Below are 13514 nucleotides of genomic sequence, written 5' to 3' on the forward strand. Positions count from 1 at the left end.
GGGCGGTGCTGTACCTCCACACCAGAAGGATGATGAGCAGTGCGATTGACCGTCAGCGTTCGTGATCCGCAGGTCGAGGGGGTGTCCACCACCGTCGCCGTGGAAACCGAACCCTCCGCGCAGGCGGGCCGGTTGGCAGCCGAGCTGGCACGCGCCGTCGGGTATGCGGGGGCGGCGGCGGAGGAGCCGTCCCTCTACATCGGCCCGACGCCCGTCGAACCGCACACCACCCTCCAGGCGGCCGGTGTGCGCGACGGCATGGACCTCGGACTCGGCGCTCCCGTGCCCCGGGAGCCCGAGCCCGAGGGCCGCACCGAGGTCCGCGTGGTCTCAGGCCCGGGCGCCGGAACCGTCTTCCGGCTCGTCCCGGGCGACTACGACATCGGCAGCGGCCCGGTGTGCCGCGTCCGCCTCGCCGAGGGCACGCCCGCCCTCGCGGCCCGGGTCCGGGTCCATCTCGACGGCAGCGCCCAACTCCTCCTGACCGACGGCGCGTTGCTCGACGGCAAGCCCGCACCGGCGCCGTCCCCGTGGCGGGAGGGCAGCCAACTCGCCGTCGGCGACATCCTGTTGGAGCTGACCTCGCAGCGAACGGCCCGCGCTCCGCTGACCCCGGCGCAGGACGGTCTCGGCCTGGAGTTCAACCGGCCGCCGAGGTTCCTGCCGCCCGCGGCGGGCGCCAAGTTCCGGCTGCCGGCCCCGCCGGTCAAGCCCGACAAGCGGCCCATCCCGCTGCTGCCGATCCTGCTGGTGCCCGCGGCCAGCGCCGCGATCGCCATCTTCGTCACGCACCGCTGGTCCTTCGTCTTCATCGCGCTGCTCTCCCCCATCGCCGCCCTGATCACCCAGTTCGGCGGCCGCAAGCAGGCGATGCTCAAGTACCTTGAAAAGAAAGAGGAATACGAGCAGACACTGGCCCGGGTGCGCGCCGACATCGACGCCGCCGTCCTCGCGGAACAGCACAACCTGCGCCTGTCGCTGCCCGATCCGGCCACGCTGCTCCAGATGGCGGTGCAGCCCTCCGAGCGGCTGTGGGAACGCCGGTGGCAGGACCCCGACTTCCTCTCCGTGCGCGTCGGCACCGCCGACCTGCCCTCGTCCATCAGCGTCGACGACCCGGACCAGGACGAGCACCGGCGCTCCACCGTGCCGCAGTTGAACCAGGTTCCCGTCAGCGTGGCGCTGCGCAGGGCCGGGGTCGCGGGTGTCGCCGGACCAGGCGCGACCCGGCTGGCCGGCTGGCTCGCCGCCCAGGCCGCAGCCCTGCACAGCCCGACCGATCTGCGGATCGTCGTCCTCGCCGGACCGGACGGTGAACGCGACTGGTCCTGGATCCGCTGGCTGCCGCACACCCAGGCGCAGGGCGAGGACGCCTACGCCCTGATCGGCTCGACCGCCGACTCCCTGGCCCGGCGCATCGGTGAACTCGGCCAGCTCGTCGCCTCCCGTGTCGCGGCGGGCCCCGACGTCACCCGCGGCGGAGCCAACGGCTACCCCGACGTCCTCGTCGTCCTCGAACAGGCGCGCCGCGCCCGCTCGTTGCCCGGCGTGATCGCCCTCCTGCGCGACGGCCCGTCCGTGGGCGTCCACACCATCTGCATCGACCGCGAGGAACGGCTGCTGCCCGAGGAGTGCGGTGCCGTCGTCGTCACGGAGGCCGGTGCCACCACCTCCAAGGTGCGCACCGGCTCCGGCGCCGCGCTGGAGAACGTCCGCAGCGACTCGCCGGAGTCCGACTGGTACGAGCACTTCGCCCGCGCGCTGGCCCCCCTGCGCGGCGTGGGCGACAGCGACGAGAGCGCACTGCCCGGCTCCGTACGCCTGTTGGACCTCCTGAAGGTCGAACCGCCCACCGCCGAGGCCGTGGTGGCCGGCTGGTCCCTTGGCGGCCGCAGCACCCGGGCCGTCCTCGGGATCGGCTACGACGGTGAGTTCGCCGTCGACCTGGTGCGCGACGGCCCGCACGCCCTGATCGCCGGCACCACCGGGTCCGGCAAGTCCGAGCTGCTGCAGACCCTGGTCGCCACCCTCGCGGTGGTCAACCGGCCCGACGAGATGACGTTCGTGCTCGTCGACTACAAGGGCGGCAGCGCCTTCGCCGAGTGCGCCGACCTGCCGCACACCGTCGGCCTGGTCACCGACCTCGACACCCGGCTCGTGGAGCGGGCGTTGGTGTCCCTCGGTGCCGAACTGCGGCGCAGGGAGACCCAGTTGGCGCAGGCGGGCGCCAAGGACATCGAGGACTACCTCGACAAGCGCTCGCGCGGCGGCAACGTACTGCCCCCGCTCCCCCGACTGCTCCTGGTCGTCGACGAGTTCGCGTCCATGGTACGCGAACTGCCCGACTTCATCTCGGGGTTGGTCAACATCGCGCAGCGCGGCCGGTCGCTCGGCATCCACATGGTGCTCGCCACCCAGCGTCCCGGCGGCGCGGTCACCCCGGACATCCGCGCCAACACCAACCTGCGGATCGCGCTGCGCACCACCGACACCTCCGAGAGCCGCGACATCATCGACGCGCCCGACTCTGGCGACATCTCCCCGGCCAACCCCGGCCGCGCCTACGCCCGCCTCGGCCCGTCCGCCCTGCTGCCCTTCCAGTCCGGCCGCGTCGGTGGCCGCAGGCCGGGTGGCCAACCCGCCGCAGGAACCGAAGTGGCCGTCCGCGCCGAACCGGTGACCTGGCAGAACCTCGGCGGCCCACTGCCGAGTTCGCGCTCCCGCGGTGGTTCCACGGCCGCGCAGACCGAGGCCGTCACCGACCTGGCCGTGCTCACGGGAGCCGTCGCCCAGGCGGCCCGGCTCGCGGACGTACCGCGTCAGCCGAGTCCGTGGCTGCCGCCCCTGCCCACCGTGCTGCCCTGGACGGCACCGCCCGCGCCCAAGCCGACCGCCGAGCGCGAGGCGGCCCTGCCGGCCGTGGAGTACGGCATGGTCGACCTGCCCGCACAGCAGACCCGTACCGCGCTGGTCCTCGACCTCGACCGGGCCGGCCATCTGCACATCGTCGGCTCGCCCCGCAGCGGACGCTCCCAGACCCTGCGCACCCTGGCCGCCGCCCTCGGCCAGGCCCACGGCGCCGACGACGTCCACCTGTACGGCATCGACTGCGGCAACGGCGCGCTCAACGCCCTGACCGCGCTGCCGCACTGCGGCGCGGTCGTCGACCGCAACCAGATCGAGCGCCTCGGCCGGCTCCTCGACCGGCTGGGTGCCGAACTCACCGCGCGCCAGAGCATTTTGGGCGCGCGGGGCACCGCCGACCTGTCCGAACTGCGCGGGAGCCAGCTCCCCGAGGAACGGCTCCCCCACATCGTGCTGATGGTCGACCGGTTCGAGGTCTTCGAGCGCGAGTTCGCGTCGTACGACAACGGCAGCTACATGGAGCGCATGATCCGCCTGCTGCGCGACGGCGCGGGCGTCGGTATCCACGTGGTCCTGGCCGGTGACCGGGTGCTCGGCAGCAGCCGGTTCTCCGGCACCACCGAGGACAAGATCGTCCTGAGGCTCAACGACCGCCAGGACTACTCCAGCGTCGGCATCCCCTCCAAGTCCGCGCCGACCGACCCGGAGCCGGGGCGCGGCATCCGCACCCAGGACCTGAGCGAGGTACAACTCGCGGTGCTGGGCGCGGACTTGTCCGGTACCGCGCAGGCCGACGTCCTGCTCGCCCTGGGCCGGGAGCTGACCGAGCGCGAGTCCTCGATGCCCGACGCGCGCCGCCCGATCCGTCTCGACGTGCTCCCCGACCGGGTCACGTACGAGGAGGCGCTCGCCCTGCACACCCGGAGCGGGCCGATGCGGCCGCTGGTGGCCGTGGGCGGTGACGTCCTCACCTCGCTCGGCCCCGACCTGACGGACGTACCGACGTTCGTGATCGCCGGGCCGCCGCGCACCGGACGGAGCACCGCCCTGCTCGTCGCGGCGGAGTCACTGCTGGCCGCGGGCGCCGGCCTGATCGTGCTGGCGCCGCGCCGCTCGCCGCTGCGGCAACTGCTGGGGCGGCCCGGTGTGGCGGCCCTCATCACCGACGCCGAGGTGACGGTCGACGAGTTCCGGCAGACGCTGGGCAGCGTGCCGGAGGAGTGCGGCGTGATCGTCGTGGACGACGCCGAACTGTTCATGGGCGCCGAGATCGACTCCGACCTCGCGCTGCTCGCGCGCGGCGGTGCGGGAGCCGGCTGGGGCGTCCTCGCGGCCGGCAACGCGGAGTCGCTGGCGCTGAGCCTGGCGGGCTGGATGGGCCAGGTGAAGCGCAACCGCACCGGCATGCTGCTCTCCCCGCAGGGACTGAGCGACGGCGAGGTCATCGGGGTGAAGCTGACCCGAGGCGTCGTCGGCCAGGCCCCGCAACCGGGCCGGGGCCTGCTGCACCTGGGCGACGGCACGCTGCGCTCGGTCCAGGTGCCGCTGCTGGAAGCGGAACTCTGACAGACGGCGAAGGGCGGCCGGACCGAGGTGGTCCGGCCGCCCTTTCGGCTTGCCGTACGGCGGGCGGCGTGGGGCGTGCGGCTCAGGCGGCTACGCCGTCGCTCGCCCCGGTCCCGGCGCCGTCCGGGGAGACCTGGACACCGTCGTCGGTCACGAAGCGGAAGGTGCAGGTGATGGCGTCGAAGAGGTCGTACACCTCGTCCTTCAACGGCAGGTTGGGGCTGGCGAGGGTCACCACGAGGAAGTCCTCGGTGCTGCCGGGCACCGGCATCATGGTGTGCATCGTCAGCAGCTTGACGTCGATGTCCCCGGTCAGCCGGGTCACCTCGGTGCCGGTGACGCGGGCCGCCGTGCCGACGTGGGGCACCTTCGCCGAGGCGATGACGCGGTCCTTGGGCGCCACCCCGTTCGCGGAGGAGACGCCGAGCCGCGCGGACAGGACGGGGAGGGTGAGTTCCTCGCCCTTGGGTGTGGTGACGGCGAAGACCATGCCGTACGCCATGAAGAGGCCCTCGGTGTACATCGTCGCCGTGCCCGCGGCCAGCAGCGCGCCGTAGCGGCGGGCCGCCCGCGTCACCTCGCGGCCCTGGCGGAACATGTCGTTGACGCGGGCCTTCTCCCGGGGGTCGTCGGTCGAGGCCAGGGCCTGCGCACGGGTCCTGGCCAGCTCCTCGCCGCTCAGGTCGACCTGGTCCCAGGAATCGGGGATGTCCAGCAGAAAACGCTGTGCCGTGCTCATTTACCGCTCCCGCTGTCGAGGTTGGACACCGCGTCCTCGTCGGTCTTCTCGAAGGAGTCGAGGATGCTGCCGATCGCGTCCTTGATGCCCAGCACCTGTTTGCGCAACTGGCCCTTGCCGTCGTCCCACTTGTTCTCGAAGTTCTGGGCGGCCCCCTTGGACAGCTCGGGCCCGAAGGCCGCGTCGAAGTCGAAGGTGTTGTGTCCGATGTCGATGAAGTCGTGCACGAAGCCCAACATGTCCTGGGCTTCCTTGAGTTCGCTCCCGGGGATGTTGACGTCCGATGCCATGGCGGGCCCCCGTTTCTGAGGATGGGTCTGTGGGATGAGGCTCGGTCTGTGGGGACGGGATTCGTCCCTGCCCTGAACACGAGGTCGACGGCCCGAAACGTTCACCGCCGTTGAACCTTTGCCGGGGGCTGTCTCGTGTTGTCCACATGACCCCGCTCCTGACCCGCCCGCTCTCCTCCCAGAGCACCGCGCGCCGTACCGCTGTCGCCTCCCTTCTCGTCCTCTGCGGCGTGGCGAGCCTCTCGGCCTGCGGCAAGACGATCTCCATCGGCGACAGTTCGTCCCCCGCCTCCTCGGCCCCCGCGTCGTCGGCCGCTCCGTCGTCCCCCTCCGCATCCGCCTCGGCCGCTACGTCCGGTCAGGGCGCCGGCAACTCCGCGCTGCAGGTGGTCGACACCACCGCGAAGGACGCCGGTCTCAGCGGCACCGGCGGGACCGTGGTCGGGGCGGCGGTGCAGGAAGCGCCGCCCAAGTGGGTGCAGTTGTCGGCGGTGACCTCGACGACGCTCTCCTCACCGCACCTCATCAACATCAACCAGGCGGCGCTGTACCGCTTCGACAACGACACCGCCTCCCCGTCCAAGTCCTCCTGCAACGACGCCTGCGCGGTGAAGTGGCCGCCGGTGACCATCCAGGAGGGCGGCAACGTCTACCTCGCGGGCGTGAACCCGAAGGACGTCGGGGCGATCCGCCGCGAGGACGGCCAGGTCCAGATCACCGTAGGCGGCTGGCCCGTCTACCGCTTCTCGGGCGACACCGGGCCGGGCGACCTGAACGGCCAGGGCGTCGGCGGCACGTGGTTCGCGGTGGGCCCGAAGGGAGACAAGGCGACGAGCTGAGCGGGGGCGTGCCAGTCCGGGACCACGTGGACGACCAACTCACCTCCCCCATAGGGCAGTTCACCGCCCGGGAATATTGGAGTGCCCCGAGAGCCGTGTCCGTGCCAGGATGCGCCGCGTCTCGGAGTCCTCCATCCCGCGGAGCTGCCCTTGCCCGGCGATCGCCGCCCCCTCGTCGCCGTACTCGCCGCCAACACCGTCTCCATCACCGGGAACGCGCTCACCGGGATGGGCGTGCCGTGGTTCGTGCTGCAGAGCACGGGAAGCGCGGGCAAGGCGGGAGTCGTCGCGTTCTGCACGATGCTGCCGGTCGTGCTGTCCGCGACAGTCGGCGGTCCGGTCATCGACCGGGTGGGGCGGCGCCGGGTCGGTATCGTGTCCGACCTTGTCTGCGGGGCGGCGGTTGGCGCGGTGCCGTTGCTGGAGTTCGCCAGTGTGCTGCGGTTCTGGATGCTGTGCGGGCTGATGGCCGTCACCGGGTTGTTCCAGGCCCCGGGCGTGACCGCTCGCGGTGTCCTGCTGCCCACGCTCGCCGACTCCGCCGGGATGGCCCTGGGCAGGGCCGCGGCCTGGTACGACGGCGCCTCACGCTGTGCGGGGATGATCGGCTCGGCGGTCGGCGGTGTGCTCATCGCCGTCCTCGGCGCGCAGAACGTCCTGTTGCTGGACGCGGCGACGTTCGCCGTATCGGCCGCGCTCCTCGCGTTCGGCCTGCGCGGCCTGACCGAAGCCCAGCCGCGGAAACGGTCCGGACCGACGTCGCCGCGCGCGTATCACCGCGAGCTGGTCGAGGGCTACCGCTACGTCCTCGCCACACCCTTGCTCCTCGGCATCTGCCTCATGACCCTGGTCACGAAGGGCCTCGACCAGAGCTGGAGCGCCGTACTCCTCCCGGTTCACGTACGCGAGAAGTCGGCCGGCTCCGCCGAACTGGGCCTGCTCAACGCATTGTTCTCCCTCGGCGCACTCGCCGGGGCACTGGCCTACGGAGCGATGGCCGGCCGCGTCCGACGCCGACCGACGTTCACGGTCGCGTTCCTCCTGGGCGGCATGCCCCGCTTCCTGGTGGCCGCCGTCACGGGCTCCGTGGCGCGGTGTGAATGTCCTGGCCAAGCTCAGCTCGCTGGTCTTCCCCGCATGGAGACAGATGGACGGCACCGTCTCCGCTGAAGGCAGGACGCAGAGCCCCCCTGCAACAGGGCTCGGAACCGGAGCCGGGGTAGTCCGGCGGGACCAGATCGTCTGAGACCTCGGCAGCAGGCGTTCGGGGTCGCCATGGACCGTAGCGCGGCCCGATCAACCGGACTCGTCCCCGTCCAGCCGGACGCGTCCCCGCCCTCATCGCATTTTTTCATTTCCTCCGGGCGCATGATTTATTTCCGGGAGGGCACTCGGTCGCCTGGAGGTCGATACCTATGTTTCCCCTGATCCTTGTTCTTCTCCTGGCACTGCTGCTTTTCGGTGCGGGATTCGCCATCAAAATTCTTTGGTGGGTCGCAATCGTCGTTCTCGTCCTGTGGCTGCTGGGGTTTGTCGCCCGGTCAACGGGTTCCGGTGGTACACGAGGACGTTGGTACCGCTGGTAGGAGATAAATCACCGATCTCGAAATTCGCCCACCATAAAGCGAGGTTTACATGGCGGACAACATGTGGGACTACCAGGCCGAGTCGAACCACCGGACCGGTACGGATCTGACCGGATTCAAGGTCGAGGCGAGCGACGGGTCGATCGGCAAGGTCGACAAGCATTCCGAGGACGTCGGCGCCATGTACATCGTCGTCGACACCGGCGTGTGGATCTTCGGCAAGCACGTCCTGCTGCCCGTCGGCACGATCGCGTCCATCGACGTCGCCGAGCGCACGATCCACGTCGGCCGTACGAAGGAAGAGATCAAGAACTCCCCGGAGTTCGACAAGGACAAGCACCCCGGTGACGCCGGCTACCACGAGCTGGTCGGCGGCTACTACGGGAACCCTCGCACCTGATCGGTATGTCGCGGTTCGACAGGGGGGGGGGGGGGGGGGGGGGGGGGGGGGGGGGGGGCCCCCGCGCCGCCCCCCCCCCCCCCCCCCCACCCCCCTGTCCTGCTACCCCCGTAGACTGCCGGTGCGGTGACCGCCGTCCGCCTTGTCGCCGCACGCCGTGGACATGTCCTGGCCCGGCCCGACAAGGATCGAGGTGGCGGCGCGATGAGTACGGCCACCGCCGGTGCACCGTTCGCGCATCCCGCGCTGTTCTACCGGGGCGAGGAGCAGTACACGGCCGGTACGGTGCCGTTCGTGCGAGCGGGGCTGGCCGCCGGCGAGGCCGTCGCGGTCGCTGTTCCCGGCCCCCAGCTCGAACTCATCAGAGCCGGACTCGGATCGGGCGCCGACGGCGTTCGGTTCCTCGACATGACCGAGGTCGGCCGCAACCCGGGTCGGATCATCCCCGGCGTGCTGCGCGCCTTCGCCGACGCCCACGCGGGCGGTGGCCGGGTGCGCATCATCGGGGAGCCGATCTGGCCCGGCCGTACCGCCGTCGAGTACCCGGCGTGCGTGCAGCACGAGGCGTTGATCAACTCCGCGTTCCAGGACCGCGAGGTGACGATCCTCTGCCCGTACGACGCGGACCGGCTGGAGCCCGGTGTGCTCGCCGACGCCCGCGCCACCCACCCGGTCGTCATCGACGAGGGCGCCCAACTGCCCAGTCCTGCCTACGATCCGCAGCACGTGATCGCCCGCTACAACGAGCCGCTCCCCCACCCACCGGGCGCCGCACGCATCTCGTTCGCCGCGGGAGAACTCCCCAAGTCCCGCTATTTCGCGGTCCAGGAGGCCGAGCGGCTGGGCCTGGCGGGCGTACGGCTGCAGGATCTGACGCTGGCCGTCGCGGAGTTGACCACCAACAGCGTGCTGCACGGCGGCGGTTCGGGAACGCTGCGGATCTGGGCGGAGGACGAGCGGATCGTCTGCGAGGTGCACGACCACGGCCGGCTGACGGATCCGCTGGCCGGCCGGCGCCCGTCGTCACGCGACCAACCCGGCGGCCGGGGGCTGCTGTTGGTGCACTACGTTGCCGATCTCGTCCGTGTCCATACGGCAGAGGACGGCACAACCATCCGGTTCTACCTGGCCCGATGACGCTTCACGGTCGGTTCGCCGGAGGTGTCCAGGTCGCTTCGGCCTCCTGCGCGGTCGCGTGGGCCGGGAAGACCTGGTCGAGGCCGACCATGTGGAAGATCCGGCTGATGTGCGCAGGCACCGCCGCCAGCGCGATGGCCGCCCGGGCGGCGAGGGCGTGGTTGCGGGCCGCGAGCAGGGCGGTGATGCCGCTGGAGTCGCAGAACGTGACGCCGGCCAGGTCCACGACGAGCTGTTGGCCGTCCAACAGCGCCAGTCCGGGCAGGAGTTCACGCACCTGGGTGTAGCTGTCGTAGTCGAGTTCTCCGGAGAGTTCGACGACGGGCCCCGCGGGCGTGGTCCGGGTGCGGATGGCTAGTTGGGTCACGGCTGCTCTTCGCTGGTGGGTCGGGGCACGTTGATGGCGAGGACGGCGGTGTCGTCGTCGACGCCGGTACCGAAGGTGTCGAGCAGGTCGCGGATCGCCGTGACGGCGTGGGCGGCGGTGGTGGGGGCCAGGGCGCGGGCGAAGTCGAGGAGGGCCTCGTCGCCGTAGCGTTCGCCGTCTCTGGTGTGGGCCGGGCGGGCTTCGGTGAGGCCGTCCGTGTGCAGGAGCAGGGTGTCGCCGGCCGCCAAGTGGACGGTGGCGGTGGCGATATGGGCGTCGGGCAGCACGCCGATGAGCTGTCCGCCGGGGGTGTCCACGTGGTCGGCGCTGCCGTCGGCGCGCAGCAGCAGGGCCGGCGGGTGGCCGCCGCTGGCCAGGGTGATGCGGAAGCCGCCGCGGTCGCCCTCGGGGGTGAGCAGGCCGAAGACGACGGTGCAGAACCGCGGGTCGTGGCCGTTGTACTCGTGGTTGAGGACGGTGTTGAGGTTGCCCAGGACGGCGGCCGGGTCGGGGTCGTAGACGGCGGCGGCGCGCAGCGTGTAGCGGGCCAGCGAGGTGACGGCCGCCGCCGCGGCGCCCTTGCCGCACACATCGCCGAGGAACAGCCCCCAGGTCCCGGCGGAGAGCGGGAAGAGGTCGTAGAAGTCGCCGCCGACCATGTCGATGGAGGCCACGTGGTAGTGCGCGGCGACGTCAAGTCCCGGCACGTTCACCAGAGTTGGGGGCAGCAGGGTCTGCTGGAGGGTGGCGTTGAGGCGCTTGAGCTCCTCGCGTTCGAGATCCGCCTCCTTGCGGGCGCGCAGCAGTTCCGTCTCGTAGGCGCGGCGGTCGCGGGCGTCGAAGACGGTGGTGCGGATCAGCAGCGGCTGGCCGTCGCCGCCGGTCTTGACGGTCGAGGTGACCAGCACGGGCAGCCGGGTGCCGTCGGTGGCCTTGAGTTCGAGGGCGATGCCGCTGACTTCGCCCTGCATGCGCAGCAGCGGGCCGAAGTGGGTCTCGTGGTAGAGCCGGCCGCCCACGGTCAGCAGGTCGGAGAAGGTCCTCCGGCCGACCAGGTCGCCGTGGTCGTAGCCGAGCCAGTCGAGCAGTGTCGCGTTGATCTTCGCGATGGTGCCGTCGAGCAGCGTGGAGAGGTAGCCGCACGGGGCGTGCTCGTACAGGTCCTCGGCGCTGTCCTCCAGGAGCGCGGAGAACGCCGCGTGGTCGTCGCCGGGCTGGTTGCCGGGCGGTTTCCCGTGGGGTCTCTCGGGCTGCCGGTGCTCGCCGTTCTCGCTGTCGCCGCTCCCGCACATCAGCGCAGGGCCTCGACGAAGTCGGTGATCGCAGCGGCCGTTTCCTCCGGGGCGGCGAGCTGGGGGCAGTGCCCGGTCGCGTTCAGGGTGACGAGTGTGCTGTCCGGGATCCGGGACTGTACGAAGGTGCCGACCTCCGGGGGCGCGATCGCGTCGACGGAACACTGGGCGACCAGCGTGGGCACGGTGACCTTGGCGAGGTCCTCGCGGTTGTCGGAGAGGAACGTGACGCGGGCGAAGACGCGGGCGATGTCGGGATCGGTGCGGCAGAAGCTGTTGGTCAACTCCTCGCCCAGTTCCGGGCGTTCGGGGTTGCCCATGATCACCGGCGCCATGGCGCCCGACCAGCCGAGGTAGTTCGCGTCCAGCGATTCCAGCAGTTCGTCGATGTCCTCGGCGCTGAATCCGCCGCGATATCCGGCGGCCGGGTCGTCGATGAAGCACGGCGACGGGGCGAGCAGCACCAGACCGGCGAACGCCTCCGGCTCACGGGCCGCGGCCAGGACGCCCATCATCGCGCTCACGGAGTGCCCCACGAACGTCACCGGGCCCAGTGCCAGCTCACGGCAGATCTCCAGCACGTCGTCGGTGTAGCCGTCCAGCGTGGAGTAGCGCTCCGGGCTCCAGGCCGACAGGTCGGAGCGTCCGGCGCCCACATGGTCGAAGAGGACCACGGTGAAGTCGCGTTCCAGGAGCGGCACCACCAGCCGCCACATGTGCTGGTCGCACCCGAACCCGTGCGCCAGCATCACGACCGGCCCTCCGGGACGGCCCGACACCGTCACATGGTTCCTGCTCCGCATACTCATGCGGCTCATCCTCACAGACTGCTTCCTTCTCCACCCGCCGTGCCCACGCCGTACCGGCGCCTCAGGGCTGCTTCGGCTTTCCCAGGGACCAGCCGGACACATCCGTGAGCCGACCCCGCCACAGCGGCATGACCGCGGTTCCGCCGCCGGCGACCCCGGTGGCGTCGCGCAGATGGATCCACTGGGGCAGCCGTTGCGGGCCGGGTCCCTGCCGGTCCGCGACCACCTCGTCCACCTGCTGCGGGAACCGCTCCAGCAGCTGGGCGCCGGAGCCGTCCATGCCGTGCAGACTGCGGGCCCAGTCGGTGGTCCAGGCCTCGTGGGAGATCAGGTCGCCGTGGAGGAAGACGCCTCCGACGGTGAGGGTGATGGGCAGGGCGGCCTGGGCGTCCTGGCCGATCAGCCGTACCAGCAGCTGGAGTTGGAGGTCGGGGACGGGCTCCGTCACGATCGGCGCGGAGGGCTGGTGCAGCGGATCGTGGTCGGTGCTCGTGGTGCTCATGCGGGGTGATCCTTTCGGTGCCGCGCGAAGAAGGAACGGTCGGGCGGGCGGATCACGTGGGCAGCAGGCCGGTGCGCAGCTTGGCGAGGGTGCGGTTGAGCAGGCGGGAGATGTGCATCTGCGAGAGGTTCAGTACGCGGCCGATCTCCGCCTGGGTCAGCTCCTGGCCGAAGCGCATCTCGATGATGGTGCGCTCCCGCTCGTCGAGCTGTTGCAGCAGCGGGCCGAGCGTGTGCAGGTCCTCGAACAGCTCCAGCGCCGGATCGTCGTCGCCCATCGTGTCCGCGTACTTCGGCGCGCTGTCGGACTCGTCGTCGCCGCTCGGGGTGTCGATCGACCCGGCGACATAGCCGTTCGCGGCGACCAGACCCTCGATGACCTCGTCCTCGGTCAGCTCCAGGTGGGCGGCGAGTTCCTTCACCGTGGGGGTACGGCCCAGCTCGGTGCCGAGGGTCTCCTTGCTCTTCGCGAGGTCGACCCGGAGTTCCTGGAGGCGGCGCGGGACGTGCACCGCCCAGGTGGTGTCGCGGAAGAACCGCTTGATCTCGCCGAGTATGTAGGGGATCGCGAACGAGGTGAACTCGACCTCGCGGGTCAGGTCGAACCGGTCGATGGCCTTGATCAGCCCGATCGTGCCGACCTGGATGACGTCCTCCATGTCGCCGCTGCCCCGGTTGCGGAACCGGCGGGCCGCGAAGGCCACCAGCGACAGGTTCATCTCGATCAGCGTGTTCCGCGCGTACTGGTACTCCTGGGTGCCCTCCTCCAGCTCCTGGAGCCGGTCGAGGAACATCCGGGACATCACGCGCGCGTCCTTGGGAGCGACCTTGGCCCCGTCCTCGATCCACGGGAGGTCGTCCCCGACATCCGGTGCTCCCGCGCGGACAGGAGCAGTTCCTTCGAGAGCCTTCACGGAGGAAGTCACGGTGCCGCCTTAACTGGAGAACAGGACGAACGTCGCGTGCCCCCTTCGGGCACAACCATGTCTCCCCGGACCTCACAATTCCGCAGCCGACCTGAAAACCTGCCCCGCTGTCCCCCGCCGACACGAGAAGTGCGCGCACTTTCACACCACTTCAGGGGATCTTCACACCTCTTCGGCGGCTCTACGACGATGCCGGG

The 13514-nt window shown here is 71.0% G+C and carries 13 protein-coding genes; 6 read left to right on the top strand and 7 right to left on the bottom strand.

The window, feature by feature from the left end; translation table 11 throughout:
* Positions 1-45: 45 nt before the first annotated feature.
* On the top strand, positions 46-4431 hold the full coding sequence (locus ACIBK4_RS13925; RefSeq protein WP_398995055.1) for an FtsK/SpoIIIE domain-containing protein: 4386 nt from the start codon (positions 46-48) through the stop codon (positions 4429-4431).
* 82 nt (positions 4432-4513) lie between these two features.
* Here ACIBK4_RS13925 and ACIBK4_RS13930 read toward each other — a convergent pair whose 3' ends face one another.
* Both ACIBK4_RS13930 and ACIBK4_RS13935 read right to left on the bottom strand, forming a co-directional pair.
* On the bottom strand, positions 4514-5170 hold the full coding sequence (locus ACIBK4_RS13930) for a hypothetical protein (RefSeq protein ID WP_398994865.1): 657 nt from the start codon (positions 5168-5170) through the stop codon (positions 4514-4516).
* Positions 5167-5460 (bottom strand): hypothetical protein, encoded by a 294-nt coding sequence (locus tag ACIBK4_RS13935; protein ID WP_398994866.1) that lies wholly within the window; start codon positions 5458-5460, stop codon positions 5167-5169. The genes ACIBK4_RS13930 and ACIBK4_RS13935 overlap by 4 nt, the downstream gene beginning before the upstream one ends.
* A 146-nt stretch (positions 5461-5606) precedes the next feature.
* Between ACIBK4_RS13935 and ACIBK4_RS13940 the strand changes: the two genes are divergently transcribed.
* The 5 genes from ACIBK4_RS13940 (at position 5607) to ACIBK4_RS13960 (ending at position 9422) form a co-directional block, all read left to right on the top strand.
* The gene (locus tag ACIBK4_RS13940; RefSeq protein WP_398994867.1) at positions 5607-6299 is read left to right on the top strand and encodes a hypothetical protein; all 693 of its coding nucleotides are present in this window, start codon (positions 5607-5609) and stop codon (positions 6297-6299) included.
* 150 nt (positions 6300-6449) lie between these two features.
* Positions 6450-7469, top strand: coding sequence for an MFS transporter (locus ACIBK4_RS13945; protein WP_398994868.1), 1020 nt, complete (start codon positions 6450-6452; stop codon positions 7467-7469).
* A gap of 245 nt (positions 7470-7714) precedes the next feature.
* Positions 7715-7885, top strand: coding sequence for a hydrophobic protein (locus ACIBK4_RS13950; protein ID WP_078652406.1), 171 nt, complete (start codon positions 7715-7717; stop codon positions 7883-7885).
* 49 nt (positions 7886-7934) lie between these two features.
* Positions 7935-8285: a PRC-barrel domain containing protein gene (locus ACIBK4_RS13955; protein ID WP_398994869.1), complete on the top strand. Its 351-nt coding sequence runs from the start codon at positions 7935-7937 to the stop codon at positions 8283-8285.
* A 204-nt stretch (positions 8286-8489) separates the two neighbouring features.
* On the top strand, positions 8490-9422 hold the full coding sequence (locus ACIBK4_RS13960) for an anti-sigma factor RsbA family regulatory protein (RefSeq protein ID WP_398994870.1): 933 nt from the start codon (positions 8490-8492) through the stop codon (positions 9420-9422).
* A 4-nt stretch (positions 9423-9426) separates the two neighbouring features.
* On the opposite strand, the gene ACIBK4_RS13965 is transcribed toward ACIBK4_RS13960, so the two are convergent.
* The 5 genes from ACIBK4_RS13965 to ACIBK4_RS13985 all read right to left on the bottom strand — a co-directional run bounded on the left by ACIBK4_RS13965 (position 9427) and on the right by ACIBK4_RS13985 (position 13317).
* The gene (locus ACIBK4_RS13965; RefSeq protein WP_398994871.1) at positions 9427-9789 is read right to left on the bottom strand and encodes an STAS domain-containing protein; all 363 of its coding nucleotides are present in this window, start codon (positions 9787-9789) and stop codon (positions 9427-9429) included.
* On the bottom strand, positions 9786-11081 hold the full coding sequence (locus ACIBK4_RS13970; protein WP_398994872.1) for a PP2C family protein-serine/threonine phosphatase: 1296 nt from the start codon (positions 11079-11081) through the stop codon (positions 9786-9788). The genes ACIBK4_RS13965 and ACIBK4_RS13970 overlap by 4 nt, the downstream gene beginning before the upstream one ends.
* The gene (locus ACIBK4_RS13975; protein ID WP_398994873.1) at positions 11081-11890 is read right to left on the bottom strand and encodes an alpha/beta fold hydrolase; all 810 of its coding nucleotides are present in this window, start codon (positions 11888-11890) and stop codon (positions 11081-11083) included. Before ACIBK4_RS13975 ends, ACIBK4_RS13970 begins: the two co-directional genes overlap by 1 nt.
* Before the next feature lie 61 nt (positions 11891-11951).
* On the bottom strand, positions 11952-12392 hold the full coding sequence (locus tag ACIBK4_RS13980) for a hypothetical protein (protein ID WP_398994874.1): 441 nt from the start codon (positions 12390-12392) through the stop codon (positions 11952-11954).
* A gap of 52 nt (positions 12393-12444) precedes the next feature.
* Positions 12445-13317: an RNA polymerase sigma factor SigF gene (locus tag ACIBK4_RS13985; protein ID WP_398994875.1), complete on the bottom strand. Its 873-nt coding sequence runs from the start codon at positions 13315-13317 to the stop codon at positions 12445-12447.
* Positions 13318-13514: the final 197 nt, after the last annotated feature.

It is taken from the genome of Streptomyces sp. NPDC050528, assembly GCF_044457795.1.
In the GTDB taxonomy this organism is placed as follows: Bacteria; Actinomycetota; Actinomycetes; order Streptomycetales; family Streptomycetaceae; genus Streptomyces.

Coding starts and splice junctions, on each gene's coding strand:
- ACIBK4_RS13980 (WP_398994874.1), bottom strand. CDS start 12,392: ATGAGCACCACGAGCACCGACCACGATCCGCTGCACCAGCCCTCCGCG.
- ACIBK4_RS13960 (WP_398994870.1), top strand. CDS start 8,490: ATGAGTACGGCCACCGCCGGTGCACCGTTCGCGCATCCCGCGCTGTTC.
- ACIBK4_RS13955 (WP_398994869.1), top strand. CDS start 7,935: ATGGCGGACAACATGTGGGACTACCAGGCCGAGTCGAACCACCGGACC.
- ACIBK4_RS13935 (WP_398994866.1), bottom strand. CDS start 5,460: ATGGCATCGGACGTCAACATCCCCGGGAGCGAACTCAAGGAAGCCCAG.
- ACIBK4_RS13940 (WP_398994867.1), top strand. CDS start 5,607: ATGACCCCGCTCCTGACCCGCCCGCTCTCCTCCCAGAGCACCGCGCGC.
- ACIBK4_RS13950 (WP_078652406.1), top strand. CDS start 7,715: ATGTTTCCCCTGATCCTTGTTCTTCTCCTGGCACTGCTGCTTTTCGGT.
- ACIBK4_RS13970 (WP_398994872.1), bottom strand. CDS start 11,081: ATGTGCGGGAGCGGCGACAGCGAGAACGGCGAGCACCGGCAGCCCGAG.
- ACIBK4_RS13930 (WP_398994865.1), bottom strand. CDS start 5,170: ATGAGCACGGCACAGCGTTTTCTGCTGGACATCCCCGATTCCTGGGAC.
- ACIBK4_RS13975 (WP_398994873.1), bottom strand. CDS start 11,890: ATGAGTATGCGGAGCAGGAACCATGTGACGGTGTCGGGCCGTCCCGGA.